This is a genomic window from Paenibacillus glufosinatiresistens, assembly GCF_031470375.1.
Lineage (GTDB): Bacteria > Bacillota > Bacilli > Paenibacillales > Paenibacillaceae > Paenibacillus_AQ > Paenibacillus_AQ glufosinatiresistens.
The window spans coordinates 83,739-110,172 of the sequence record NZ_JAVFHT010000013.1 but is presented as its reverse complement, the minus strand read 5'-3'; the positions used below and the strand labels follow the sequence as shown (position 1 = coordinate 110,172).

Here is a 26,434-nt window from a genome sequence, read left to right as displayed (position 1 = left end):
GTACCTTGATTAAAACACAAATGACCCACAAGAGGGGTCACTTTTTTCAAAGTGTCCTTCTTGTGGGTCACAGTTCAATCGGAGAAGGGACTTCTTTTTTTGGGTCCTGGACAGGAACGGAGCCGGCGGTGTCTAATTGTAAGAAGAGACTTTGGTGAATATTCAGGAGGACTTCTACATGACTTTGATTAATCAACTGACCGCGCAGGATGAATTCATCGGCTTTTATCTGATCCGCGAGCTGACGGTCAAACAGACGAACGGCAATCCCCCCAAGGATTATTTCGATATTACGCTCAGCGATTCCAGCGGCCAGCTCAATGCGAAGTTCTGGGATGTCAGCAAGACCGACAAGGAGACGTTCTTCCCCATGGGACTGGTCAAGGTACAGGGACTGGCTCATACGTACCGCGACCGGCTGCAGGTGAAGATTATGAAAATGCGGCTGGCCAACGAGGAGGACGGAGTATCGCTGACGGATTTCATCCGTGCGGCTCCTGTCCGTCCGGTTGACCTGGTCCATGCGATCCGGCAGGCGGCGGCAGGCATCGCCGATCCGCAGCTGCGGAGCATCGTTGAATTCTGCATCCGGAAGGTGGAGGATAAGCTGATGCACTATCCTGCTGCGAAGAGCCATCACCACAATTACTACGCAGGCTTGGCGTATCACATGACCCGGATGCTGGAGATCGGCGACTTCCTGTGCCGGCAGCGACCGTTCCTGAATCCCGATCTGCTGAAAGCGGGCATTATTCTGCATGACATCGCCAAGACGGAGGAGATGACGGCCGAGCTAGGCATCGTCTCCGATTACAGCGTGACCGGCAAGCTGATCGGCCATATCTCGATGGCGTCGAACTGGATTACGGAGGCAGCCATCCGGCTGGATATTGCGCCTGAATCGCCGAAGGTGGTCGCTCTCCAGCATCTGGTGCTCTCCCACCACAACCTCGGCGAGTGGGGCAGCCCCGTTCAGCCGCAGACCGCCGAGGCGGTCGCGCTTCATCATATTGACGCTATGGATGCGAAGCTGCAGATGGTGGAAGATGCGCTGGATACGACACCCGACGCCGAGGAGTGGACGCCGTTCATCCGGGGTCTGGAGAACAAGGCGATCTACCGTCAAAAACTCTGAACAGCTCCCGGCAGGGGAGTCAGCCAACAAGCCAACCGGAAATCCGGTTGGCTTGTTGGCGCTGGAGCAGAAGGCGCCCCTAGCTGATCTTGAATTGTCCCACATAGGTCTCGAGTTCATCGACGAGCGTGCTTAACTCCTCCATCTCGTCGGCAATGCCTTGAGCGGCCTGCGCTTGTTCACCGATTGCTGCGGCGGCTTCGCTGATCTGGCCGGAGATTTCCTGAATCAGACCGCCGGCGATCTGCATGGACTGATTCATTTCTCCGCCCGCGACTTTCTGCCGGGCGGCATCTTCATACATCTGCCCGGACATGGTGCCGAATTCGGCCGCATCCCTGGACAATTGGTCGAACTGCTCCAGGATGGTAGAAGCTTCGGCCTGGACGCCGGTCATCTGCTCGAAGACGGCGCTGGAACCGAGCATGGCCCGGTCCGTCTGGCGGTAAATATCCTGAAGCTCGCCCGCGATGCGTCGGGTCTGCTCGTTGCTCTTCTCGGCCAGCTTGCGGACTTCGCCGGCCACTACGGCGAAGCCGCGGCCGGCCTCTCCGGCCCGGGCGGCTTCGATGGCGGAATTGAGCGCGAGCAGATTCGTCTGTTCGGCAATGTCGGCGATAACCGCCACGATCTCCTGAATACTCCGGGTCTTCTCATACAGGATGCTGACCGTCTCCCGGGTATCGTGGGACTGCTTCACGGCTTCTTCGATAGCCTCCGACATCGCATGCGCCGCTTCGGTGCCTCTGCCCACAGAGTCGGCTACGAGACCGGAACGTTCGCGAATGTCTCCCGAGAAGGCGCTGACCTGACCGGCGATATCCGAGATATGCCCGCTCTGCGCGACAATCTCCTGAATCCGCTCGGCCACTGTACGGGCGTTGCCTTGCATCTGCTCGGAGCTGGCCGACAATTCCTGGGTCGTGGCGCTCGTCTGTTCGGCAACGGCCGAGACGCTGAAGGTAGAGTCATGCAGTGTGGCAACCGTCCGCTTCAGCGTCGACAGCATGGACCGGAAGTGCTCCATCAGCACGTTGAAGCCGTCGATCACCCGGCCGATCTCCCCGTCCTGGACCAGATCGATCCGTCCGGTGAAATCGTTGACCAGCACCTGCTCCGAGCAGTCCGTAATCTTGCGGAAGGCCAGCCGGATCTGGCCGGTAAGCAGCACGGTCGCGATGCCCGACATGACCAGGGAGATGACGAGCAGCAGCGCAATGCCGGGTACCGCCGATTCCAGAGCGAGATAGCCGGACGCGCCCAGCCAGATGAGAATGAGCAGCATGCCGACCGGGTAGATCACGGAGAGCAGCAGCGTCAGTCCGATGCGATGCACGATGCCGATGGATTGGTAGGGAAGAACGGCTTCGGTGGCGCGGATCTCGGGCAGTCCCAGAAAGCGCGACACTTCTTTCCCCGTGAGAAAATAATAGAGCGGCATGGAGACCAGGCCGGTCAGGGCGAAGAAGGCCATCATCACTGCGAACTCCTGCCCGGTGGCGTAGCCCAGCGTCAGAGCGGGCACATTCATAAGGCTGCCGGCTAGGACTAACCAGCGCAGCAGGATGGTCAGTGCTTCCGCCACTGGCAGCCGGGCGGCATTGATTTTGGCGGTGCGAAACAGGTCTTCGTCCCGCTCCCCGCGTTCAATCAAACGAACTGCCGACAGAATCGGCCGCATGTAGTAGGACTTGACGGCAAGGCCCGCAGCAAGCGTGACAAGAACGGCTGCGGTAGCGGCAATCAGGATATATCCCCAATGCTTCTGGCCGATCTCCATATGAACCAGAATGAAATAGAGGAGAACCGGAACCGGCAGCAGATAGGTGCTAAGTTCCTGCTTAATCACAAGTCTTCGATACATGTGTTGAAATTGAGTCATGGCAATCCCGCCTTATTCGGAGTAGTCTTGATGCTTGGGGAAGTCCCCTCTCTTTCTTTTATCGGCCTGAAAGATCTTATACTTAAAGAATTTGTGAGTGGATAACTCTGGGAATGAGGTAAGCGCCTTCAAAACGGTTAAGCTACTAATATCCGATTAAATTCCAGTCTGTCGATTTGATTCGTGAGCGAGGAGGATGCAAGATGGAGCAGCTTCCCGAGGTGATGTCTACTCTGTACGTGGTCGCTTATGCGTTCTGCCTGTTTCTGGGCATCTATACGTTCGCCGCCAGCGTGAACCGGATGCTCGGGTTCTTGTGCCTTGTTCTGTCGTTGTCGCTCTGCATATGGGCGTTCGCCTGCGCAGCGGGACTGCCGGCCCTCGAGTTCGGGTCCGTTCACTTCCGGCGCGTTCTGTCCATTCTGGGACTGGGGGTCTGTTATACGCTTGCCTCGCTGCTGATGATCCGGCTTCGCCGTTCCCGGGTGACTGCGCAGCGGGAGCGCAGGCTGCTGCTTCTGGCCGCAGCTCCTGCGCTTGGACTCGCTCTCCTGACGGATGAGCTGCTCCGGCTTGCGCCTCCTGGCCCGATGGCGAGGCTCGCAGGGCTTGTTCCGATGCTCCCCTACCTTCTGGTCCTGGCCGCCGTTCGCCGGAACGGCATGCTGCGGCAGACGGAACCCGAAGACGAGGAGATTCTGTCGGGAGCGGGCACGCTCGGACTCTATAACCGACTCGCCCTGCTTGCGGTCGCCGCCGGTATCCTGCACGCGGTCGTTCCCTATTTCGTAAGCGGCCCCGGGCCTGCGCCGGCTGCGCTTCGCTTCAGCGCTCTGCTGCTGCTGCTCGGAGCGCTGATCCGTCTGATCGGCCAGCTCCGCTTCAACTCGGCGGCCAAGCTCTACATGAGCCTGGCTCTGTTCGTTCTGGTCATTCCGGCCGTTACCCTGAATTTCCAGCGGGAAGCGGCCTTGAATGTCTGGGCATTCCCGCTTGCCTTGATGCTGTTCGCCCTTGTCTTCAGACGCCGGCTGCTGCTGGTCGCACTCACCCTGACGGCGGTACTGACCCAGAGCGCCCTCTGGCTGTGGGTCCCCCGCACTGCCGTGGAAGTGGGGGCAGGCGATTATCTGGCCCGGATCGGTATCTTCGCCATGTGCTTCGTTATCGCCTACTACGTACATAGAACCTATGTATACCGGCTTCGCCATAACGAGCGCCAGCTTCAGCTTCAGAAGCTGATGACGGAGATTTCCTCTGATTTCGCAGCCGCCGGCCGAGGCGGGATCGAGCAAGCGGCACATCGGACGCTGGAGGCGCTGGGACGGCATTTTGAACTGGACCGGGTCGTCATCTTCCGCAAGGACCGGGAAGACGGAGGAGCCACCAGCCTATGGGAATGGCACCGCCGCGATCTGGTTCCGCTCCGGCCGTTTCTGCCGCATCTGACGCGCAGCCGGCTGGAGTGGTGGTTCGAGCGGATGAAGGACGGCGGAGCAGCGATCATCGACGTTCATGACTTGCCTGACGAGCCGCCGGTTCAGAAGGACAAGCTTCATGCGGAAGGAACGGCTTCCGTCGCCATGCTTCCGATCCCCGGGCAGAAGGAATGGCTGGGCTGTATGGGGCTCGCCGCCGGGAAGCCGGGCATCCTCCGGGACTCGCTGTCCGACTTCCTGACCATCATGGCAAATCTCTTCTCGGGGGCGCTGAAGCGGATGGACAGCGAGGAAGAGGCGGACCAGCTGGCCTTCTACGATTATTTGACCGGCCTGCCGAACCGGATTCTGTTCCGGCGCAGAGCCGAGGAGGTCCTGAGCCGGGAACAGGCGCGCGGCGGAATGGCGGCTGTCCTGTTCGTCGATCTGGATTCGTTCAAGAATATCAATGATACGCTCGGACATGAAGCGGGAGATGAGCTGCTGGTCTGCGTGGCCCGGGAGATGCAGGCGGCGCTTGGCCGATCCTGCATGCTCTCCCGGTTCGGGGGAGACGAATTTCTGGTGCTTGCGCACGGAATCCGGGATAAAGGCGAGGCGATCGGCGCAGCGGAGCGGCTCATGGCCGCTTTTCGGCGGCCGGTCCGGCTCCAGGAACAGAAATTCTATATTACGGCCAGCGCCGGAGTAGCGCTGTATCCTGCGGACGGCAGAGATGCCGAGACGCTGGTGAAGAATGCCGACATCGCCATGTTCAGGGCGAAGGAGAGCGGCAAGAACCAGTACCGGTTCTGCTCGGCGGCGATGAAGGAGGAAGTGTCCGAACGGCTGAGTGTGGCCAACAGCCTTGCGGGGGCGCTGGAGCGGGGAGAGCTGCGGCTGCTCTATCAGCCGCAGCTCAGCCTGCATAGCGGGCGGATCATCGGCATGGAAGCGCTGATCCGCTGGAAGCGGCCGGGGATCGGCAGCGTGCCGCCGCAGCTCTTCATTCCGATTGCCGAGAGTACCGGACTGATCAGCGCAATCGGCGATTGGGTGCTGCGTACCGCATGCGAGCAGAACAAAACGTGGCAGGATCTGGGGCTGCCCCGGGTCCGCATGGCCGTGAACATCTCGGTGCATCAGCTCCGGGACCCGGGATTCGCTTCCAAGGTGACCGGGACGCTGGCTGCGACGGGGCTTGATCCCGAAGACCTGGAGCTGGAGGTGACGGAGAGCGGAGCCATTCGGGAACAGGATCAAATCGTACAGGTGCTGGGGGAGATCAAGCAGAAGGGCGTATCGATCTCCATCGACGATTTCGGAACGGAATATTCGTCGCTGAGCCGGCTGAAGCAGCTGCCGGTAGACAAGGTCAAACTGGATATGGAATTCGTGCACGGTATTGAAGAGAGCCCGAAGGATCAGGCGATTACGAGAGGAATGATCTCGCTGGCCCGGAATCTCGGGCTGAAGGTGGTTGCCGAAGGGGTGGAGACGCAGGCCCAGCTCGACTTCCTGGAGAGCCGCATGTGCGATGAAGTGCAGGGCTATTATTATTATCGCCCGTTGAGTGCGGAGGAGATGGAGGAAGTGCTTCGGACAGCCGCCGCCGGCGAGCGGGAACCGGACCGCAGGGTAATCGGTCCCCGCTAAAGCGGGCGGTCGCGTTTAAGACGGGCGGATACCCGGCGAAGCGGGCCGTTAGCCCAGCAGCTTCAGTCCGATGGCGGAGCCGACGATGGCCGCTATGCAGACCAGCCGCCGCCAGTCGCGGGATTCGCCGAAGCGGACCATGCCGAGAAACGCGGCCCCGGCGGTTCCGATGCCCGTCCAGATGGCGTAGGCGGTAGCCATCGGGATGCTCCGCATGGCCAGCGAGAGCAGCGAGAAGCTGCATCCGAAGGCGGCCAGCAGCATAAGGGCCGAGAGGAGGCCCGGCTTTCTCGTCATCCGCTTGATGCCGGCAACGCCGGCGATTTCACAGCATCCCGCCAGGATCAGAGGGATCCATTCCATCAGGAGCGCCCCCCTTCTCCGGCCGGTTGGTCGGTCAACAGCTTCAGACCGATGATGCCGGCCAGCAGGACGGCGGTCAGCAGCATTTTGGAAAGACGGAAGGGCTCTCCGAAGAACCAGACCTCGGCGACGGCGGAACCGGCCGTTCCGAGTCCCGTGAAGACGGCATACACCGTGCCTACGGGCAGACGGGAGGACGCCCGGATAATCAGCCAGAAGCTGGCGGCGATGGCGGCTGCCGTGAGCGCCCATTCGGCGGCGGTGGAAGCGTGCTTCAATCCGGACACCCAGAACACTTCCACCAGGCCGCCGACCAGAACATAGAGCCAGTTGCGATTCATGATGATCTCTCCTTGCGGTTAGATGTTACATTCCAATCGCTTGGAACTCTTCACACTATAAAGTATCCTATAAGGGTAGAGTCAACTGTCCGAAGAAAGGAAAATCATGAGAGAATATCTGTCGATCGGCGAAGTCTCGAAGCTGAAGGGAGTCAGCGTCAAATCGCTGCGCTACTATGATGAGATGCACATTCTGAAGCCGGCTTATGTCAACCCTGACACCGGCTACCGCTATTATACCCAGGAACAGCTCGTCACACTGGATGTCATTATGATGTGCGTGGAGCTGAATATCCCGTTGAAGCGCTTCGGAAGGTATCAGGATGAGAGCGGGGCGCTCCGGCTGGACCGCATCCTGGAGGACGGGCAGGAGATTGCCAGGCGCCAGGCGGCCAGGATTCAGGCAACGCTTGCCCGGATGCGCCGGCTGGCGGACAGCATTGAAGCTTATCGGCGCTATAAAGACCGGAAGGGCGAGTACCGCCGCTTCATCGGTGAACGGAACCTGCTCACCGAGCCCTGGAACGGAGCTCCGGACGATGCCCGGCTGTTCATGCGCACCGCGAGCGGCTTGTTCCTGCGCGCCGAAGAAATGGGACTGACGAGCGTCTATCAGCAGGGCCTGGTTTATTTTTACCGGCTGGGGCGGACGGACAAATATGTATTCATTGAGGTGCTGGAGCCGGGTCCGGAGGCGCCCGGCCGGATTACGCTGCCGGGAGGCGAGTACCGGTGCCTGCGGCTGGACGTCAGCGGAATCGAAGGGACCGCCGGGCGGTTCGGATGCGCCGGGGAGGAGCTGGAAGGCTTGTGGGCTGTAGATGTGGACCTCTATGATGCCAGTCTGGAGCGCGGCGGGTATCCGGTCGAGCTGCAGCTCTTCGCCGGGGGAGCGGACCGCGCCTGAACAATATAACCGGCGGCAAGCAGCCGCCGGTTGCAGGAGGATATCAGGCCGACGCGTTATACCAGTTCTTCCTCCGGTTCCGCCAGCCCGATCAGCGGGCCGGCTTCGGCGGACGGGAGCTCCTGGACAGAGCGGAGCTTCCGCTCGATCGTCCGCGTTTTGCGCGAAGCGGTCTCGATGGTATTGCTGGCTTCCTGCAGCTTCTTGTAGGTCTTGTCCAGAATGCCGCCGAAGGTGCCGAACTCGGTCTTGACCGCGCCGAGAAGCTGCCATACGTCGCTCGAACGCTTCTCGATGGCAAGGGTGCGAAAGCCCATTTGGAGACTGTTCAGCAGGGCGGCCAGCGTCGTCGGTCCGGCCGGCGTCACGCGGTATTCGCGCTGGAGCGTGTCCGCCAGGCCGGGGCGGCGCAGCACTTCGGCATAGAGGCCCTCCGTCGGCAGGAACATAACGGCAAAATCCGTCGTATGCGGAGGGTCGATATACTTGGCCGTAATCGTCTTGGCCTCCAGCTTGATGCGCTGCTCCAGCTTGCCGACGGACTCGGCCGCAAGGGCCGCATCCCCGGCCTCCTGCGCCTCCAGAAGCCGCTGGTAGTCTTCCAGCGGAAATTTGGAGTCAATGGGCAGCCAGATGAACGGCGCATCGCCGCTTTTGGACGGCAGCTTGATGGCGTATTCCACGCGGTCCGCCGAACCCGGACGCGTGACAACGTTCGCTTCGTACTGCTCGCTGGTCAGCGTCTGCTCCAGCAGGCTGCCCAGCTGCACTTCTCCCCAGGTGCCCCGGGTCTTCACATTGGTCAGCACCTTCTTCAGATCGCCGACTCCGGTCGCCAGCGTCTGCATTTCCCCCAAGCCCTTGTGCACCTGCTCCAGCCGGTCGCTGACCAGCTTGAACGATTCTCCGAGCCGCGTCTCCAGCGTGTGCTGGAGCTTCTCGTCGACGGTGGCGCGCATCTGCTCGAGCTGGCCGCGGTTGTCTTCCCGCAGCAGCCGCAGCTGCTCCTCGACCCGCTCCCGCAGCTTGTCGATCCGCTCCTCGTTGTGTCTCATGTCGTTCTTTAGGAGAACCGACAGTTCCCCGATCCGGCCCGTGACCGCATCGCTCGACGTCTTCAGCGCAGCCGAAAGCTCCCGCTTCTGCATCTCCGACAGCCGGGTCATCAGATTGAGCTGGGCGCTTCCCGCAGATTCCAGCCGGGCGTTCAGCTCGTCCCGGGTAAGCTTGAACTGCTGCTGAATCTCGGAGCGCAGCTGCGCAGCGCCTGAGTCGGTGCGCCGGAACAGCAGCAGGCCGATCACGGCCAGATTGAGCAGCAGGCTTGCTGCGAGCAGGGCATTGTCCATAGAATCCATCTCTCCTTCTCTATTCAGATTCTTCTCTATTAGAATCATTGTACACCGGCGGCTGTCCGGCGGTAAGAGACATATCTGGCGAGTGGAGATAGAAGGATGGAGCAGGGAATGTTATAATTTGGATATTTCTAGTATGGGGTCCCATGAGGAGGGCGCAATGAGCACGCTTCTATCCATCTCCGGCATCAGCAAGCAATTCAATGGAAGACCCATCCTGTCGGACCTGTCCCTGGATGTGAACAGAGGAGAAGTGCTGGCGATCGTCGGCAAGAACGGGTCGGGCAAAAGCACGCTCCTTAAGCTGATTGCCGGTCTGATGAAGCCGGACAACGGCCGAATCGTCTTTCGGGGCCGGCGGATGGCTTATTTGCCGGATACGCTTCCCAGATTGAGATTCACCTTGACTGAATATTTAACCGCGATGGGACGGATTCAAGGCTTGACGGCAAATGAGGTCAATGCGCTGCTGCCGCAGCTCATTAAGGATTTTGGACTGGCGGCGCAGGCCGATGCGAGATTGCAGACGTATTCGAAGGGAATGCTGCAGAAGGCGGTTGTAATGCAGGCTCTTCTTCGTCAGCCGGATCTGCTGCTGATGGACGAGCCGTACTCCGGGCTGGACGTTATATTCCAGAAGGATTTCTCCTCCATCATGTCCGGTCTAAAGCAGAGGGGAGTCGCCATGCTCTTCTCCAGCCATGAGCAATCCTTGATTCAGGAGATCGCCGATAAAGTCCTGGTGGTTCAGTACGGAACCGGGCGGGCGGTCAGAACGAAGCAGAGCCTTCCGTTAACGGAGATGGTGCTGCAGCTGGAACACGAGGAACGGCTGGAGCCCATACTTCAACTTGCGGACGTTCATCTGATTCACCGGGAGGGCAGCCTGGTACGGCTGTCATGCAGCTTACCGAATCAGAACAGGGTCCTGCATGAGATTATCGCCCGCGAAGCGGGGAGGCTGCTGCAGCTTCAGCCGCTCGCGGTCGACTATATTTCGGGGATTTCCGCCCAAAAGAGAGAGGAGGCGTGAACATGGTTGCCCTTGTCCGTTTTTTGCTCAAGGACTATTTCCGCTCCTCCAACTACTTTGCGCCTTTTCTGCTGTTTGCTGTATTTATAGTTGCGCAGTACAGCTATACGACCGACCGTATGGTGGATACCTATTCGATGACGGCGCTGTATTTATATGCGATTTCGGGGTGGATTACCTTCACCGTGTTTGCCGCTGAGGATGGTACGCAGCAGATCATTACCAGCCTGAATGCCAAAAGCCCTGCTCATTACTTTCTGGCCAAGCTGACGGTTGCTCTCGTGGCGGTCGCCTTATTGAGCCTCTTCTCCATTGTTTATCCGCTTGCAACTCAGCGTATCGTTGGGCCGAAACCCTTCGTCTGGATTGTCTGCAGCTTTCTGGTCCATCTCCTTCTTGGTGCCCTTGCCCTTGTTGTAGGAGCCTTGTTCAACCCGCTGCTGGTTCGCTCCAAAAGCGTATCTCTCGGAGGGATGCTCCTGGTCCTGCTGCTGTTCCTTGCACATGAAGAGGTGGTGAAGCAGTTGTCGCTTCCAAACGCTTTGAGCGACTTGCTGCCGCCGCTGCCCCGGCTGATGAATGCTCTTCAGAAGGATGTGCCGGATGTTCAAGGGATACTCCAGTCGGGGCTGTGGATCTTCCTCTGCGGCTGTCTGCTTGCCGGCGTCTATCTTCTGCTCATGAAGGCGAACAGCGGACTCGCCGGACAGAACTCCGGGACGGAGCTCCAAGACGGAGAAACAAGGATGAACCGGCAGTCTTAAAGGCTACTGGATCGTTCTCCCTTCCAGCAGGATATACTGGGGGGTCTGATTTAGAGTGCGTTCCCATTCACGTGTGAAGATTTCATTGCTCTTTATCGCGGGCCGCGGACGAGTGAGCGACTCCAGGGTGACCCCGCCTTTGAAGAAATAAGTCGGATGCAGATCTTCCTGCCCTTCGGGAATCAGGTGTCCGGATATATTTTTGGCGGTTACCGATAGTCTCATCTTATGGTGGCCGCTGGAGGTCACCTGCTTCCAAGTGAAGGAGAGAGGCAGAAACGCTTCGCTGGATAGGATGGATGTCTGATCCAGTTCGGATGCCAATTGAAATCGTTCCAGTGTTTGTGCGCGCTCCTCCTGGATCCTCAGCATCTTCGTTTGTTGATCCCAAACGCCGTTAAGCCCAAGCCCGTTCAGGAGGATGCGGACGGGGACGTAAATGCTTTGTTGCCGAATCTGAACCTGGTCTGCTTGGTTATGGATATGGATCTGAAGCCGATTGGATTTGAACAAGATATTTGCAGTTGCAGTATCTGAATCGTAGGTCACCTGGGCACCCAGCAATTCGCTCAGTGAACGCAGCGGCAAATACAACCGGCCGTTGTCCACATAGGGGGAAGCAGGAGCGGTGTAAAGGACATAGTATTGATTTATGCGAAGATGAACAGGAGTGGCTGCTGATTTTCCCAACGCGCTGCAAGGGATGGGGAGAGAGAGGAGCAATAAGAAAGTAAAAAGAGAGGACCTTTTTAACCAATTCATCGTTTGTTCGTCCTTTCAACAAAAGGGAGGAGGGTTATTAGGTTTGCTTTCAACGTAGTACATAACTTCATGATTTTTCCTCTTTTTTTGCATAAATTACAATATAATCATATGTATAAAATATAAAAAATTCAAATTCATCCATCGGCAAATGATTAAGATTTACGTTTGCTGGTTTAGTATATTGACGTTATACAGCTTGATTTAACCCCGTATGACTAATTTTACTAGTTGATTTACTAAATTATCTTTATTAGAATTCCCGGGCAGATCGCTGTTTTTCCCCGGTACAGGCACTTCCGGGCACCCGCCTACATAGAATGAACTGACCATGAAGCCGAAGCGAGACGGAGTCACGGGTACATGTGCGGGAGGTGTCGCTTAAAGTGCCGGGATTGCTCAGCACCATTGCGCTGCTGATTCGAGAACTGACGCTGCTGGTATCGTACGTGAGGAACAATGCGTTCCCCCAGCCTCTCTCGGAGCAGGATGAAGCCAAATACTTAGGAATGATGGCCGAGGGAGACGCCAAGGCCCGTAATTTGCTGATTGAACATAACCTGCGGCTGGTCGCGCACATCGTCAAGAAATTCGACAACACCGGTGAAGACATGGAGGACCTTATCTCCATCGGCACGATCGGGCTCATCAAGGCGATTGAGAGCTACCGACCGAACAAAGGGACGAAGCTGGCGACGTTCGCGGCGCGGTGTATCGAGAACGAGATTCTGATGCATCTGCGCTCGCTGAAGAAGACCAAGAAGGACGTCTCCCTGCACGACCCGATTGGAACGGACAAGGAAGGCAACGAAATTACGTTAATTGATATTCTCGGCTCGGACGCGGACGACATCGTGAAGGAAGTCGATCTTAAGATCGAGAAGAGCAAGATTTACCGCAACCTCGACATTCTAGATGACCGGGAAAAAGAGGTCGTGGTCGGCCGCTTCGGCCTGGACACCGGCGGGGAGGAGCGGACGCAGCGGGAGATTGCGAAGGAGCTGGGGATTTCGCGGAGTTATGTCTCAAGAATAGAAAAAAGGGCGCTCATGAAGTTGTATCATGAGTTTTATAAGGCGAAGAAATGAGAGGAGACAGACCTGCCGCTGGCGGGTCTTTTTATGTTAATGTCCTTGGACGGTCAGAGAGAGTTCGGATATTAAAGAACACAGTAGCTCTGTGTTATACTTGAATTATACGTGGAAATGAGGTGTATATAATGATCAATACACAGGACCTTGCTAAATGGATTCGATTAACGGGGGATCGCGCGAAGTTGGATGCTAAAGCTAACGGGACATATATTGTATATAAAACAGCCGAAGGGCATATAGTGAAAGAATATAGTACGGGTAAGATCGAGAAAATGAATAAACTGGATTTTACCCATGAATGAAACGGTTGCAACGATGTTTGTGTTTGCTGGTAATAATGGAAGTGTGGCAAGAGCACTATCCGTAACCTGATTGTTGACCGGCTAGGGGTAAGTGTGAATATTGATCCGGATACGCTTGCTCGCAAAATAAATGCGGAGCATCCTGAACAAAGCAAAGTTTCTGCTGGTAAAGAAGCTATAAGAATAGCAAGAGAATGTATCCGAAATAAGTGGGACTTTACTGTGGAAACTACTCTAGCGGGAGTTTTATAAGGCGAAGAAATGAGAGTGAGAACAAGAGACCTGCCGGGAGGCAGGTCTCTATGGTTATTCGTCGCTATTAAAAGGGTTTCGATCATCTCAGACGGCCTAAGACCTACAACTCGGCTTTCCCCGCAATGCCTCTTGCCGGCTCACTTCGTCTCTTGGATCGGCGCGTTCTTGATCCCGCCTTTCCATGCGGCGCCTTGGCAAGGACGATCACTGTCGATAGAATCAGCCCAAATCCTACCAAGTCGATGATCTCAAAGGTTTCATGGAGCCATACCGCGGAAAGGACGGTAGCGATTACCGGTTCTACAGAAGAGAGAAGGCTTCCTTGGGTCGCTCCGATCCGCTTCACCCCTTCCAAATACAGGGTGTAGGATAAGAGAGTTCCGATGAATATAATCGCACCCATGGCCAGGTAGGCTTGTGTACTATGGATGCCGCTTGAGTGCCAGGGTCTGAAAATCAAAAAAAGAACCGCGCCGCCTATCAGCATTCCCCAGGCCGACACTACCAGAGTCCCCATCTTGTTCATTAACCGCTGCGGCTGAGTGCTATAGATGCCAAAGGAGGCGGCGCTTACCAATCCCCAGATTAAAGACTCCCGAGAGATGGATAAGGAATGGATATTCCCATGCGTAGCCACAACAAAAATCCCTGCCAATATCAGGCCTACCGCGATCATTTCCAATTTGGCTGGTCTCCGTTTGGTTCCAATCAAAGTGTAGAGAATAATAAATATAGGGCTGGTGTAGCTGATAAATGTGGCCGTAGCGGCATTCGAAGTGGCGACCGACGAGAAATACGAGTATTGGCATAGAGCGGTTCCTAATGTTGCGAAAATCAGCATATCTATCCTGTTGTTTCTCTCTTTCCAGACAGCCAATACGGGTTGGCCTTTGAGGATAAGCAGGATAAGCAGAAGAGCGCCCGCGCTTAGAAGTCTGACCGATACGAGCCATTCGGAAGTTAACTGCTGATACTGAAAAAGGTATTGACCGCATACCCCGGATAGCGCCCAGCACGCGCCTCCTAATATCGCGAACAGACGCCCTACTTTTTTACTGTCTTGCATTCCATCTCCTCCGGTATTTCAATATAATATATACCAAAAAATAACATGGATTGTTCAGCTTACCTGTAGTATAGGCTACAATCCAGTGAATCTTGTCGGGAGGGTAGAATGGTAACAATAAAGGTACCGGAGTCGTTATATCCCTATTTCCAGCAGGCCGGAAACAGCATGGGAGTCCGCCCCGGGGAACGAATCTATATGCAGGGGGATCAAGCCAACCGCCTGTATCTGATTACCAAAGGACGAGTGAGAGTCTACTGCATATCTAAGGAAGGGGAGGAACTGACGATTGAAATCGTGGAGAAGGGACGTATCTTCGGGGAGTCCTCCTTTCTCTACGAAGCGACAAGGCAAACAACCGTAGATGCCGTGAATGAGGTGGAATTGGTATCGTGTACCCTGGAAAGTCTCTCTCCTTATCTGAATCAATCGAAGGAGCTTACCTTCATTCTGTTCCAACTCTTATCCAGCACATGCAGTCATTTGTCTCATCAGCTCAAGCGTTCGAACTTGTATAATCGCTATGAGAAAGTAGCCAGTTTCCTGCTGGATGAAACGGTATACCCGAATAAAGACAAGGGAATCCGGGAGAACTGCATTCCGTATTCTCATGAGGAACTGGCTGTATGCCTGGGATTGAACCGAGTTACGGTTACGAAGGTGCTGAATGACTTCAAGCAGCGAGGATGGATTGATTTGCAGTATAAGAAGGTCATTATCCTCAATCGGGCGGCATTGAGCGAATTTATAGGATTCTAGACGATCCCTTGAATATCGAGGAACAAAGCGCCTGATACGAGGCGAGCTCGTCTCCAAACATCTCACGGATGTTATTCAATACATCGGTAAAATCATGGAAGGCGGATTCGGCCGTCGTCAGCACATGCAGTCGATCGGCAGCGGCAATCAACATGCTGCGCGCTGTCGACGCATTCGGATTCGCCGTTTGTACATCCCAATAGACCTCCGGAGTGCCCGAACTGATCCGGGCCAGCAAGGCAAGCAGGGTGGAATGGGGAGGCGGCGCAAGAGCGCTTAATTTGGCGATATCGACATGGAGAGCAGAGAGCGCCAGTCCAAAAGATAGGATACTGGCATGGGTAAGCGCCTGCATGGCCGCCACCAGCCCATCATGTTCTTCGGCTTCCAGCCGTTCTACGCGTCCCCCCAGACCCGATAATAAGTCGAGCAGTTCCGCCGCACGAGGCCCCTCGTTCCGGATAATGGCTGCGACCGGACGGCCTGCGATGCCTAGATCCGGTGCGAACATCGGATTCAGCCCCACGACCTCCTGTGAGATGCCCAAAGCTTCAATCTCCAGGGCCATAGGCTTCTGTACCGAAAGCGTATGAACGAGCAGCGAGTCGCTCTTCATCAGACGGCTTACCAGGAACACCGCGTGCAGAGCCGCTTCTTCCGGCAGGGACAGCATCACCAAATCTGCCGATTGGATCGCTGCTGCGGCTTCGGGAGTCGGCGAGGTGATATCACATTGAACCAGTTTATATTTGACAGCGGAGAAGTGAAGGTCGATCAGAGAGACTTCCGCTCCGGCTTTGGCCAGAAGAGCGGCGAACATGCTGCCGACACTGCCGGTTCCCCCCGCTATGACGCATCGACGAAGGAGCCGGGTCATGTGAAGTCACCCGACCAAGCCAGACTTGCCGCGTCCTGACTCGACATGGTAATGGCCGAGATCATAGCCCGAGCCTTCACTTGGGTCTCCTCATACTCTTCTTCGGGGTCCGACAAAGCCGTTATGGCGCCCCCGACTCCAAAAGTAACGCTATCTGCACCGACGACAATCGTTCGTATAACGATACTGAGATCGGCGAGGCCGCTTAGTGCGAACCAGCCAATTCCTCCCGAATAGATCCCGCGCGGCCCGTCCTCCAGCCGGTCAATGATCTCCATGGTGCGGATCTTCGGAGCGCCCGTCATGGATCCCCCCGGAAAAGCTGCCCGTATACAATCCACCGTCGATTTATCTGGACGCAGCGTGCCTCGAATCGTTGAGATGAGCTGATGCACAGGTTTGTAGGTTTCGACATAGAAAATTCTGGGGACATGGACGGAGTTGACCGTACATACGGTGTTGAAATCATTCCGGACCAGATCAACAATCATCAGATTCTCTGCGCGGTCTTTCTCCTGGCTAAGCAACTCATTGCGTAATTGTTCATCCTCTGAAGGAGTGATGCCGCGTTTGCGCGTGCCTTTAATGGGCTTGGATTCCACCACGCGTTCCTCATTAATGGTCAGAAATCTCTCGGGCGAGGCGCTGAGCACCGAGAGGTCAGGGTAATGCAGGAACGCGCCATAAGGGACCGGACTTATGCGACGCAAATGAGTATACGTAGTCCATGGGTCAATAGTGGTAGGTAGGGTGGCCATGTTAGTCAGACAAATTTCGTAAGATTCCCCATTCCGTATCTCCTCCTTACACGCGTCAATTAATTTCAGGTAGGATTCACGGTCATGACGGAATTTGAGGTTCAAATTATGCTCGGGGACCGCCGTAAGCGCCGGGGACGGATCTTGCGTGTTCAACTGGCGCGGGAGCCGGGCCAGGCGCCGCTCCATGGAATCGAACCAGGCGATCGCTTCGCGATCATCCGCATCGACCGAGAGGCATACCAAATACGTGATCTTCTCCAGGTGATCCAGAACCATGAACCGGTCGGCAAACAGCAGGGCCGCATCCGGGGTGGCGGAATCGTTCCGATTCCTTCCGCATGTCTCGGCTTTCAGTTCGTAGCCAATATACCCTACATAGCCGAGATTAAAGGCAAAAGGAAGACCTTCCGGCGCAGGCGTATGGCGAAGCTGGATTTGTTCATCGAGGTAATCAAAGAACGGCTGGTGAACGGACAAGGTTTCTTGGCCGTTACGATGAATTCGGACTACGCCTTCGGCAACTCGATAGGTCATGTACTCTGCGTGTACGCCGCTGCCGTCGCCCATGTAGGAGAAACGCGAGAGACCTTCGACAACATGGCTGCTGTCCAGCCAAAAGCCGTGTTCGGAAGTTAAGAAGAGTTCCTGGAATGTTGTCTCGGCATCCGGAAAGACGTCGAGTCTGCGGTATTGAATCCGGTACTTCGCAGAACCGGAGGCTGCAGCTGGATCGACCGCTTGCTGAGAGCGTACCCGCTCGGTGCGAGAAGGGGTCAGATCGCGGAAATTGGTTAATAGTTCTCTCCCGAATTCACTGCAGATTGATTCCGGGTGAAACTGTACGCCCCAAATGGGAAGAGAGCGATGCCGAAGGCCCATCACTAAGCCATCCGGACTCCACGCGATAGCCTCCAGGTCTTCGCTTAGCTCTGTCGCAACCAAGGAATGATAGCGTACCACGGAGAACGGAGAGGGCAGGCCGGAGAAAATGTCTGTACCCTTATGGAACACCGGTGAGATACGTCCGTGCATAGGTTCGGGAGCGTGATGAATGCGGCCTCCGAACAGATGCGCAATCCCTTGATGGCCCAGACAGACCCCCAGAACGGGTAGTCCGGAATGGAGTATGGCCGTTGCGCTGATTCCAAAATCATCCTCCCTGTCCGGTCTGCCCGGACCCGGAGAAATGACAATGTTGTCTATATTCTCAAGCGGAATGGTCCTCCAGTCCGCATCATTGCGAACAACAACGGGGGGCGTGCCATTCACTTCGCTGATAATTTGGTACAAATTGTAAGTGAATGAATCGTAGTTGTCGATCAGAAGGGTATGAATCTGGTTAGGCATTACGGTTGTCCTCCAACTCCTGTATGGCCGATGATGATATCTTCAACCCGGCAGGTCTCTGAAATGATAAGTTCGTACAATTGCCTTAGAAAGTCTGCTCGAATATGAGAGGCTTCAGCAAATTGTGCCGCTCGTTCATGAACAAAATGAATCCGGTTCGGCTGCATCATCGGGATGTGATGTTCGCGCTTATGCAGCGCAATCTGAACGCAACAATCCAGACGGGCTTTTATCGTATTCAACAATTGTACGTCGATCTTGTCCAGTTCCCCTCGTAAGGCTTCAAGCGTGTGGTCCTCTACCATAGTGGTTCCTCCTTTATCATCCTTTACAATCCTACGTCAACACTACGTTGGCTTCCTTAATTTGTAAATAGATAGATTGGACTAAGGAGATGAGATTAATGGAGATAATCCCTATCTATTAGTAGAATTGAATATATACTCATTCACGAATATGCAGACTAGATCCTTTTGGTAGCCTGTTCCAGCAGTTCGGCTCGGTAGTGCCGGGGCGAGGCGCCTTTGACCTTCTTGAACATCTTGGAGAACAGCAGAGCGTCGTTATACCCGACGGATCGGGAAATGTCGGCAATCGAGAGCTCGGCGTTCCCCATCATTTCGCATGCTTTGCGGATTCGGTGGCGGATCAGATACTCCTGAATGCTGAGATGCATGCTCTGCTTGAACAAGGTGCAGAGGTAGCTTCGGTTGAGGCCGATGGATTGGGCAATATCCTCTACGGTAATTTTGTAGGGATAATTCATTTCGATAAAGCTTCGGACTCTCTCGGCGTAAAGCTCGCCCCTTGATCCCGCGGGCTCGGCGGAAGCCGACGGTGCCGGGCTGGACTCAATGAGCAGGGAGAGCAGCAGATAGATCAGACCGGTCAGCGCAGCTTCCCGCGCTTGGCCTAACCCCTTGGAATCCTGCATCCACTGCAAATACTGCTCGATCCGGTTGTCCTTCCCGTAGCGGAAGACCGGGGAATTCCGGGATAAGCCCGCCTGCTTCAGCAGCAGCTCGGAAGAGGTCCCGGCGAACCCGAACCAGCAATAGGACCAGGGATTCGACGTGGAAGCCTGATAATAGGTAATGACCCCCGGACAAATGAGAAATCCCTGTCCTTGGCGCAGCGGATAACGTGCGCCGCCTACCTCGTAGAACCCCTCTCCGTCCAGCACATAATGGAGCAAATAATGCGTTCTTATGGCCGGTCCAAAGAAGTGGCCCGGAATGCAATCCTCCCTGCCGAACTGCGTCAGGTGCAGCTCCGAATGCTGTTGGCTGCCGGGCAAATATTCAATCACTGCAAGGCTCCTCTCTTGAACATATCTAGTATTATGCCATATTTAGTGATCATCTTGCTATGTACTTGATGCTTGAAGGTGGTTTATCCTTGCAAGTATTAAACCATAAAGGGAGTTGCGGTCATGGGCATCATCGTTCAGGAACAGACCGGCCTGTTCCACCTGACGTCTACAGGCATGAGTTATATTTTACAGATTATAAACGGGTATCCGGCGCATATATATTGGGGCAGCCGGCTGAAGCACCGGGAATCGCTGACGGATCTGCTGATCCATACCCCGAACCAAGCCGGACTGGACCGTCTTCCGCAGGAATATCCGCAATACGGGAGCGGGGATTTCCGGAATCCGGCCTATCAGGTTGAGCTGGAGGACGGAACCCGGATTACGGAGCTTACCTACAAGGGATACCGGGTGAATCCGGGAAAGCCGGCTCTGCCCGGTCTTCCCGCTGTCTATACCGAGGACGAGACGGAAGCGGAGACGCTGGAACTGGAATTGGAGGATGCTTACTCCGGTCTGCGGGTGAAGCTGTCCTACACGATATTTGCGGAACGGAATGTGATCGCCCGCTCTGTCCGCTTCTGCAATGAAGGGCAGAAGAAGCTGCGGCTGCGCCGCGCTCTGAGCGCAAGCGTCGATTTTGCCGGAAAAAGCGATTATGAAATGGTGTATCTGTCCGGCGCCTGGGCCCGAGAAGGCAACCTGACCCGCAAGCCGCTGCATCAGGGAGAAATCCGCATCGACAGCAAAAGAGGGATGAGCAGCCATCAGTTCAACCCGTTCGCCGCTCTGGTGGCTCAAGGAACGACGGAGACCCAGGGAGAAGCATACGGCTTCAGCCTGGTCTACAGCGGCGGGTTTGAAGCGGACGCCGAACTGGACTCCTTCGGCTCTGTGCGCATGAGCATCGGAATGAACGCTTTTGACTTCGCCTGGCTGCTGGACCCCGGCGAGAGCTTCCAGACACCGGAGACCGTAATGGTCTACTCTAAGCAGGGATTGGGGGAAATGTCCCGGACCTATCACCGCCTGTACCGTACCCGGCTGTGCCGGGGACAGTACCGGGACCGGGAACGTCCGGTTCTGGTCAATAACTGGGAGGCCACTTACTTTGATTTCCGTGCGGATAAGCTCGTAGCGATTGCGGAAGAGGGGGCCAAGCTTGGCATCGAACTGTTCGTGCTGGATGACGGCTGGTTCGGTCAGCGCGATTCCGACAATTCCTCTCTCGGCGACTGGTTCGAGGACCGGCGGAAGCTTCCTGGCGGATTGGCGGATGTGGCGAAGCGGATCAACGGGCTTGGATTAAAGTTCGGGCTCTGGGTGGAGCCGGAGATGGTCTCTCCGGACAGCGAGCTCTACCGCAAGCATCCCGACTGGTGCCTGCATGTCCCGGGCCGCAGACGCAGCGAAGCCAGATGGCAGCTGGTGCTGGATTATACCCGCCGCGAGGTGCGCGATTATATCTTCGATTCGCTCTCGGCTATTTTCTCCACCGTGCCGGTTGCTTATATCAAATGGGATATGAACCGCTGCCTGACGGAGATCGGCTCGGCCGATCTGCCGCCCGAACGCCAAGCCGAGACCGCCCACCGTTATGTACTGGGGCTGTATGAACTGCTGGAGCGGATAACGAAGGCCTTCCCGGACATTCTGTTCGAGAGCTGCGCAAGCGGGGGCGGACGCTTCGATCCCGGTATGCTCTACTATATGCCGCAGACCTGGACCAGCGACAATACGGACGCCGCAGAGCGGCTGAAGATTCAATACGGTACCAGCCTGATCTACCCGGCAAGCGCTATGGGAGCGCATGTATCCGCTGTGCCGAACCACCAGGTCGGCAGAGTGACGCCGCTGGATTTCCGCGGCCATGTCGCGATGTCCGGGAACTTCGGATACGAGCTGGATCTGACGGCGTTTACCGAAGAGGAGAAGACGGCGGTCCGGCGTCAAGTTGCGGATTACAAAGAAATTCGCGGTCTGGTGCAGAAGGGCGATTTGTACCGGCTGAAGAGTCCGTTCGAAGGAAACGAGGCGGCTTGGATGTTTGTATCGGAGGATAAGGAAGAAGCCTTGGTCTACTGCTTCCAGGTTATGGCGGTGCCCAATGCGCCCCGGCGCACCGTTCGTCTGGTCGGCCTTGAGCCGGATTGGGACTATGAAGTCAGGTCCGGAGATGACGGAGCCTGCTGCGTCTACGGGGGGGACCGACTGATGGAGCTGGGCTTGCCCCTGGACATGAAGCAGAATGATTATGAGAGCGTCTGGTTCAGGCTGCAGTCGGCAGACGCGAAGAGAAAGTAGACCGGAGCTTTATCCTACTTCAGCTAATGCCCTCTCCTTGCGAAACGGGGCATAAAGAGGCCAAATAAGGGATAAATCGAAGATTGAAGGGGGCTCGTTCCAACGGGGAACGGGCCTTTTTATTGCTGATGGAAGGAAGGGAGCAGCCGTGTTATTCTATTAGGCAACAGGGAGGCGATGACCATTCAAGGACCCCACATCGAGATTAGGGAGATCACACCGGACGAAGCGCCCATGCTGCTTGAGCTGCAGCTGGAGAACCGCGACTGGTTTGAACGCTTCTCTCCGGTGCGAACTCCGGGCTTCTACACGCTGGAGCATCAGCTGCAACATATCCGGAAGCAGGAGGAAGCCAGAAAGCAGGACCAGGCCTACGAGTTCGGAATCTTCGCGAACACCGACGGCAGGCTGATCGGGACGATCAGTCTTTTTCAAATAAGAAGAGGTCCGCTTCAAAGCGCGCTGATCGGCTATGACCTGTCCCGCGCCTATAACGGCAAAGGCTATACGACAGAAGCCGTCCGGCTTCTGGTCAACTACGGCTTCCGCCAGTTGGGGCTGCACCGGATCGAAGCGGGGGTCATGCCGCATAATGTCGCCTCCATCCGGGTGCTGATGAAATCCGGCTTCCATCAGGAAGGTCTTGCCCGGCAGAACGTCCGGATCAACGGCCGGTGGGAGGACCATCTGGTGCTGGCGATTATTAATCCTGACGACAGGTGAGCAAGCGCATACCCGGAGCCAGGACCGGTCACGGATGAAACGGAGAAGCGCCAATAAAAGGGGATACTCGGATGAATCAACTTCAGTTGCTGCAGTTCTATCAATCCTATACGCCCAACACGAACCCGCATGAACTTGCTTATTTGTACGAAGGCATGCCGGAGGACTGGAGCGAGCTGTGCCGCTTGATTAAGTGCCAGTTGATTCACCCGGCGGCGGTCAAGAAAGTCCGGCACTTGCTCGCTTCCCATAGGAAGAATGAGGACGAGCATTTCTATACGGTCCATGACATGCTGGAAGCGCTGTTGGACCGCAACGCGAACGGCCTGATCGATGAACGGCTTCCCCGGGAAAGGCTGATCCTCTCCTGCCGGTTCCATTCGATTCTGCTTCTGTCCATCGCCCGTTCCAAAGGGATACCGGCGCGCTTAAGGGTAGGATTCGCGCGGTATCTTTCGGAGAATGAACTGAAGTATATCGACCACTGGATCTGCGAGGTGTGGGGGGAGAAAGAGGAGCGGTGGATCCGGGTCGATCCCGATATGCAGATTGTCGATCTCCGGGGAGACGATTATTTGCTGGCGGGCGAGGCTTGGCTGATGGCCAGGGATAAAGAGATCAACCCGAAGCTGTTCGGGGTGAAGAAGTCCTGGGGGATGGCCTATATCCGCAACAATCTCTGCTATGACCTGCATGCGGTTCTGGGACGGGAACTGCGTTACTGGGACTATCCCCCGATCTGTCAGAGGGATATGGAAGACCTGGATTTCGAAGAGCTGCAGCTGCTGGATGAAATTGCGGTCTGTCTGGAGGATCCGGACCTGCACAGGGAAGAATTGCAAAGGATTCTTGAGGAGAATGATGCCCTGCATTTCCAATCCTGAGAGAAGGGACGAAGAGAATGAAAGATCTTGAAGTGTACAATGCCAGACTGCACAATCTCCGGAACATCACAACGTCGATTCCGAAGAATCAATTTATCGTCGTCACCGGGGTGAGCGGATCGGGCAAATCCAGCTTTATCTTCGATACGCTCCATCAGGAAGGGCAGCGGCTCTACCTGGAGGCGCTAGGCATGGCGCATGAAGTAGTCAACTACGATTCGTTCGACATGATCCAGGGACTGAGTCCGACCATTGCCGTGCAGCAGAGGACAGTCAGCAATTTGAATCCAAGGTCCGTTGTAGGAACGGTCACCCGGCTCCTGAATCTGATGGCGCTGATCTATGTCAACGAAGGGACCAGGGAAGGGGAAGAACGAAGTTCGTCCCCTGGTTATATTCCCGGAATGTTCATGTTCAACTCTCCTCACGGCGCCTGTCCGACCTGCAGCGGCAGAGGGACCATCAGCGAAGTGAACATTGCCCGCATTCTTCCTTCGGAGAAGGAGACCATCGAGGTCTGGCATGAGCGGGCCTATCAATTTCCTCAGCGCAAGAAAGAAGAGAAGGAATATGTGTCCAAGCGGTTCGATAACTTTATCAAGCAGTACGAAGTGGCCGCGGATACGCCATTCTCGCAGCTAACCGATGAAGCCAGAGAGGTGTTTCTGCACTACCGGCCCAAACGTTCCCAGAGCAAAGGACATCTCATCTTCTACGGTGTGAAAATCGTCATCGAGGAGAAATTGAAGAAGGTAAACCTGCAGCAGCTGCCGGATCTTCATACGACCCGGACCTGTCCGGCCTGCCATGGCTACCGGCTCGGGGGAAGAGCTCTTTCGATCCAAATAGAAGGGAAGCATATCGGAGAGCTGTGCCGGATGAATCTGTCCGGACTGGGCGCTTTCTTTCGGCATTACCTGGACTCCAGACCGCACAACGCCTTTGTAGCTCATCTCCTGAAAGAGATTCTGAGGAAACTGGATTGTATGGAAAGGGTCGGATTGTCTTACCTGGATTTATACCGGGAGCTGCCTTCGTTAAGCGGCGGGGAAATTCAGCGGCTGCACATGATGTCCCATCTCTCCGCTCAAATCGACTCCATCATCTATATCTTCGATGAACCGACGGCCGGCCTGCATGAAAGGGAGAAAGGCAAACTGATCGAGAGCTTTCGTTCCTTGCAGCAGCAAGGCAATACCGTGATTGTCGTAGAGCATGATGAGAGCGTCATCCGCGAAGCCGATTATATTCTGGATTTCGGGCCGGAGGCGGGAAGCTTGGGCGGTTCGATTGTCTATCAAGGCGACTTGGCCGGGTTCCTTGGGAGTTCGGAGTCGATAACGTCGCGATATCTGCGTCACAAGCCGATGCCGCCCAAGGATTATGTCTTTCAGACCCAGACGCCGGGTCCGAAGCTCTCCATCCGGAATGCGCAAATCCATAATCTGAAGAGCGTCGATGTGGATATTCCGCTCGAGGGAATCGTCGGAATCTGCGGGATGTCCGGGAGCGGCAAAAGCTCCCTTATGATGGGCACGCTCATTCCGAAGCTGCAGTCGCACTTCAGAGAGAAGCAGGCGGACAAGCGGCAGCCGGACGGCGAGGATGAAATCTATGGCGAAAGGGAGACAAATGAGCCGAATTCGGAGGCTGTGCTGGAAGGCGCCGAGAATGTGGAAAGCTGGATCATCGTGACCCAGCAGCTGGCCCGCAGACATGAGAATTCAATCGTTGCGACGTTCCTCGGCATATGGGAACCGATCCGCCAGCTTTTTGCCATGCAGGAAGAAGCAATCCGCCGGGATTTCACCAAAGGGTCCTTCTCTTTCAATTCGGCAGGCTCCTGCCCGGTATGCAACGGATACGGGTATATCAAGAGAGCCATGGGACCCCTGGCCTTCAATGAAGAATGCCCGGGTTGCGAGGGAACCCGCTTCAAGGCGGAAGTGCTCCAGGTGAAATACAAGGAGCGCAGCATTTCCGACATCCTGGGAATGTCGGTTGCCGAGGCCCATGCCTTTTTTGAAGATCAGTCCAAAGTGCGGAACCTGCTTGCCGTCATCGAAGAACTGGGGATGGGGTACATCGTTCTGGAGCAGAGTCTGACTACCTTGAGCGGAGGAGAGGCCCAGCGGCTGAAGCTTGCAAGAGAGCTGGGGAAAGAGAGCAAAGACGGACGCTGTCTGTATATTCTGGATGAGCCTACGGTCGGTCTGAGCTATTACGACGCCGAGAAATTGCTGATGATATTGAGCCGATTGGCAGGCAACCGCCATTCTGTTCTTCTGATTGAGCATGATCCTTATGTCCTGTCCTATTGTGATTATCTGATCGAGCTCGGACCGGGTTCGGGGGACCGCGGGGGGGAAATCGTCGCAACTGGAACTCCGGAACAATTGAAGGCCCACGCCGGATCGGTCATAGGATCGTTCCTTCTATAGGGCGAGAAAGTGAAAAGGGGAGAAATCCAGCGTGGTAATCGACCGTTTATTCTGTGCTTTTCCTGAAATCGAATCCGGGCGTCTTGCGCTTCGCGAAATCGAAGACAGACATCTGGATGGGGTGTATGAGCTCTACAGCAATGAGAAGGTATTTGAATACTGCGGCATTCTTCCCAAGAACAACAGAGCGACGCTGAAGACGATGATCGGGCACTTCAGCCGTGATTTTCAGAAGAAATCAAGAGTGAAATGGGGAATCTTCTTCTCAGATGATCCGGATTCTTTATTAGGAATTATAGAGGTTTTTGAGATCCATCAGAAAGTGAACGCTTTAACCCTGGGCTACTACTTGTCGGAATCCCGCTGGGGGCAGGGCATAGCTTCGGAAGCGGTAGGACTCGTCGTGCGCTTTCTGTTTCAGCAAGTGAAGGTGAACCGGATTCAAGCCGAGGTCATGCCGGGAAACGGCGCGTCGAAGCGGGTGCTGCTGAGAAATGGTTTCAAGTATGAGGGAACGTTGAGACAAGCGGCTCTCTGGTCCGGGCAAGGTATTGTGGATTTGGAGATATACGGATTGCTTCTGGAAGAGTATGCGCTTTAGCGCTGGTCCCCCATGAGGGAGACGCGATAATCTCCTGGGCGCTCTTTTTTGTTGTCCGGGCTATGTTTCAATAGCTCGAAATGTGGGTATAT

23 protein-coding genes are annotated in these 26,434 nt (G+C 55.7%); 13 read left to right on the top strand and 10 right to left on the bottom strand.

What is annotated here, in order from left to right:
- The first annotated feature begins 178 nt into the window (after positions 1-178).
- Positions 179-1,135, top strand: a complete 957-nt coding sequence (locus RBI05_RS14180) for a 3'-5' exoribonuclease YhaM family protein (RefSeq protein WP_310551591.1) — start codon at positions 179-181, stop codon at positions 1,133-1,135.
- Between the two features lie 79 nt (positions 1,136-1,214).
- Here the strand turns inward: RBI05_RS14180 and RBI05_RS14175 are convergent, their stop codons facing one another.
- Positions 1,215-3,017 carry a methyl-accepting chemotaxis protein gene (locus RBI05_RS14175; protein WP_310551590.1) on the bottom strand — a complete coding sequence of 601 codons (1,803 nt, stop codon included), beginning with the start codon at positions 3,015-3,017 and terminating at the stop codon, positions 1,215-1,217.
- 203 nt (positions 3,018-3,220) lie between these two features.
- Between RBI05_RS14175 and RBI05_RS14170 the strand changes: the two genes are divergently transcribed.
- Positions 3,221-6,091, top strand: coding sequence for a putative bifunctional diguanylate cyclase/phosphodiesterase (locus tag RBI05_RS14170; protein ID WP_310551589.1), 2,871 nt, complete (start codon positions 3,221-3,223; stop codon positions 6,089-6,091).
- 48 nt (positions 6,092-6,139) lie between these two features.
- On the opposite strand, the gene RBI05_RS14165 is transcribed toward RBI05_RS14170, so the two are convergent.
- Positions 6,140-6,454 carry a DMT family transporter gene (locus RBI05_RS14165; protein WP_310551588.1) on the bottom strand — a complete coding sequence of 105 codons (315 nt, stop codon included), beginning with the start codon at positions 6,452-6,454 and terminating at the stop codon, positions 6,140-6,142.
- Positions 6,454-6,795: a DMT family transporter gene (locus tag RBI05_RS14160; RefSeq protein WP_150457801.1), complete on the bottom strand. Its 342-nt coding sequence runs from the start codon at positions 6,793-6,795 to the stop codon at positions 6,454-6,456. Before RBI05_RS14160 ends, RBI05_RS14165 begins: the two co-directional genes overlap by 1 nt.
- A 106-nt stretch (positions 6,796-6,901) precedes the next feature.
- On the opposite strand from RBI05_RS14160, the gene RBI05_RS14155 reads away from it, so the two are divergent.
- A complete protein-coding gene (locus tag RBI05_RS14155; RefSeq protein ID WP_310551587.1) occupies positions 6,902-7,702 on the top strand; it encodes a MerR family transcriptional regulator in 801 nt (266 codons plus the stop codon).
- Between the two features lie 56 nt (positions 7,703-7,758).
- Here RBI05_RS14155 and RBI05_RS14150 read toward each other — a convergent pair whose 3' ends face one another.
- The gene (locus RBI05_RS14150; protein WP_310551586.1) at positions 7,759-9,051 is read right to left on the bottom strand and encodes a DNA recombination protein RmuC; all 1,293 of its coding nucleotides are present in this window, start codon (positions 9,049-9,051) and stop codon (positions 7,759-7,761) included.
- A gap of 166 nt (positions 9,052-9,217) precedes the next feature.
- Between RBI05_RS14150 and RBI05_RS14145 the strand changes: the two genes are divergently transcribed.
- Together RBI05_RS14145 and RBI05_RS14140 are read left to right on the top strand one after the other, a co-directional pair.
- Positions 9,218-10,090, top strand: coding sequence for an ABC transporter ATP-binding protein (locus RBI05_RS14145; RefSeq protein ID WP_310551585.1), 873 nt, complete (start codon positions 9,218-9,220; stop codon positions 10,088-10,090).
- 2 nt (positions 10,091-10,092) lie between these two features.
- Entirely contained in the window at positions 10,093-10,854 is a 762-nt protein-coding gene (locus tag RBI05_RS14140) for a hypothetical protein (protein ID WP_310551584.1), read from the top strand.
- Between the two features lie 3 nt (positions 10,855-10,857).
- Here RBI05_RS14140 and RBI05_RS14135 read toward each other — a convergent pair whose 3' ends face one another.
- Positions 10,858-11,616 (bottom strand): copper amine oxidase N-terminal domain-containing protein, encoded by a 759-nt coding sequence (locus RBI05_RS14135; RefSeq protein WP_310551583.1) that lies wholly within the window; start codon positions 11,614-11,616, stop codon positions 10,858-10,860.
- Between the two features lie 386 nt (positions 11,617-12,002).
- Here RBI05_RS14135 and sigK point away from each other — a divergent pair, with 386 nt between their 5' ends.
- The gene (gene sigK, locus RBI05_RS14130; RefSeq protein WP_310551582.1) at positions 12,003-12,704 is read left to right on the top strand and encodes an RNA polymerase sporulation sigma factor SigK; all 702 of its coding nucleotides are present in this window, start codon (positions 12,003-12,005) and stop codon (positions 12,702-12,704) included.
- A gap of 131 nt (positions 12,705-12,835) precedes the next feature.
- Positions 12,836-13,012, top strand: coding sequence for a hypothetical protein (locus RBI05_RS14125; protein WP_310551581.1), 177 nt, complete (start codon positions 12,836-12,838; stop codon positions 13,010-13,012).
- Between the two features lie 355 nt (positions 13,013-13,367).
- Here the strand turns inward: RBI05_RS14125 and RBI05_RS14115 are convergent, their stop codons facing one another.
- Positions 13,368-14,333 (bottom strand): DMT family transporter, encoded by a 966-nt coding sequence (locus RBI05_RS14115; RefSeq protein WP_310551580.1) that lies wholly within the window; start codon positions 14,331-14,333, stop codon positions 13,368-13,370.
- A 108-nt stretch (positions 14,334-14,441) separates the two neighbouring features.
- Here RBI05_RS14115 and RBI05_RS14110 point away from each other — a divergent pair, with 108 nt between their 5' ends.
- Positions 14,442-15,092, top strand: a complete 651-nt coding sequence (locus tag RBI05_RS14110; protein WP_150457787.1) for a Crp/Fnr family transcriptional regulator — start codon at positions 14,442-14,444, stop codon at positions 15,090-15,092.
- Here RBI05_RS14110 and RBI05_RS14105 read toward each other — a convergent pair.
- The 4 genes from RBI05_RS14105 to RBI05_RS14090 all read right to left on the bottom strand — a co-directional run bounded on the left by RBI05_RS14105 (position 15,079) and on the right by RBI05_RS14090 (position 19,386).
- The gene (locus tag RBI05_RS14105; RefSeq protein ID WP_310551579.1) at positions 15,079-15,969 is read right to left on the bottom strand and encodes a prephenate dehydrogenase dimerization domain-containing protein; all 891 of its coding nucleotides are present in this window, start codon (positions 15,967-15,969) and stop codon (positions 15,079-15,081) included. The genes RBI05_RS14110 and RBI05_RS14105 overlap by 14 nt on opposite strands.
- Positions 15,966-18,077, bottom strand: a complete 2,112-nt coding sequence (gene pabB / locus RBI05_RS14100) for an aminodeoxychorismate synthase component I (protein ID WP_310551578.1) — start codon at positions 18,075-18,077, stop codon at positions 15,966-15,968. Before pabB ends, RBI05_RS14105 begins: the two co-directional genes overlap by 4 nt.
- Positions 18,077-18,382: a chorismate mutase family protein gene (locus RBI05_RS14095; protein ID WP_150457784.1), complete on the bottom strand. Its 306-nt coding sequence runs from the start codon at positions 18,380-18,382 to the stop codon at positions 18,077-18,079. Before RBI05_RS14095 ends, pabB begins: the two co-directional genes overlap by 1 nt.
- A 158-nt stretch (positions 18,383-18,540) precedes the next feature.
- Positions 18,541-19,386 carry an AraC family transcriptional regulator gene (locus RBI05_RS14090; RefSeq protein WP_310551577.1) on the bottom strand — a complete coding sequence of 282 codons (846 nt, stop codon included), beginning with the start codon at positions 19,384-19,386 and terminating at the stop codon, positions 18,541-18,543.
- 123 nt (positions 19,387-19,509) lie between these two features.
- On the opposite strand from RBI05_RS14090, the gene RBI05_RS14085 reads away from it, so the two are divergent.
- The 5 genes from RBI05_RS14085 (at position 19,510) to RBI05_RS14065 (ending at position 26,342) form a co-directional block, all read left to right on the top strand.
- A complete protein-coding gene (locus RBI05_RS14085) occupies positions 19,510-21,693 on the top strand; it encodes an alpha-galactosidase (protein ID WP_310551576.1) in 2,184 nt (727 codons plus the stop codon).
- Between the two features lie 177 nt (positions 21,694-21,870).
- The gene (locus RBI05_RS14080; protein WP_310551575.1) at positions 21,871-22,416 is read left to right on the top strand and encodes a GNAT family N-acetyltransferase; all 546 of its coding nucleotides are present in this window, start codon (positions 21,871-21,873) and stop codon (positions 22,414-22,416) included.
- A 71-nt stretch (positions 22,417-22,487) separates the two neighbouring features.
- Positions 22,488-23,300: a transglutaminase domain-containing protein gene (locus RBI05_RS14075; protein ID WP_310551574.1), complete on the top strand. Its 813-nt coding sequence runs from the start codon at positions 22,488-22,490 to the stop codon at positions 23,298-23,300.
- Between the two features lie 17 nt (positions 23,301-23,317).
- Positions 23,318-25,741, top strand: a complete 2,424-nt coding sequence (locus tag RBI05_RS14070; RefSeq protein ID WP_310551573.1) for an excinuclease ABC subunit UvrA — start codon at positions 23,318-23,320, stop codon at positions 25,739-25,741.
- A gap of 31 nt (positions 25,742-25,772) precedes the next feature.
- Positions 25,773-26,342 (top strand): GNAT family N-acetyltransferase, encoded by a 570-nt coding sequence (locus RBI05_RS14065; protein ID WP_310551572.1) that lies wholly within the window; start codon positions 25,773-25,775, stop codon positions 26,340-26,342.
- Positions 26,343-26,434 lie beyond the last annotated feature (92 nt).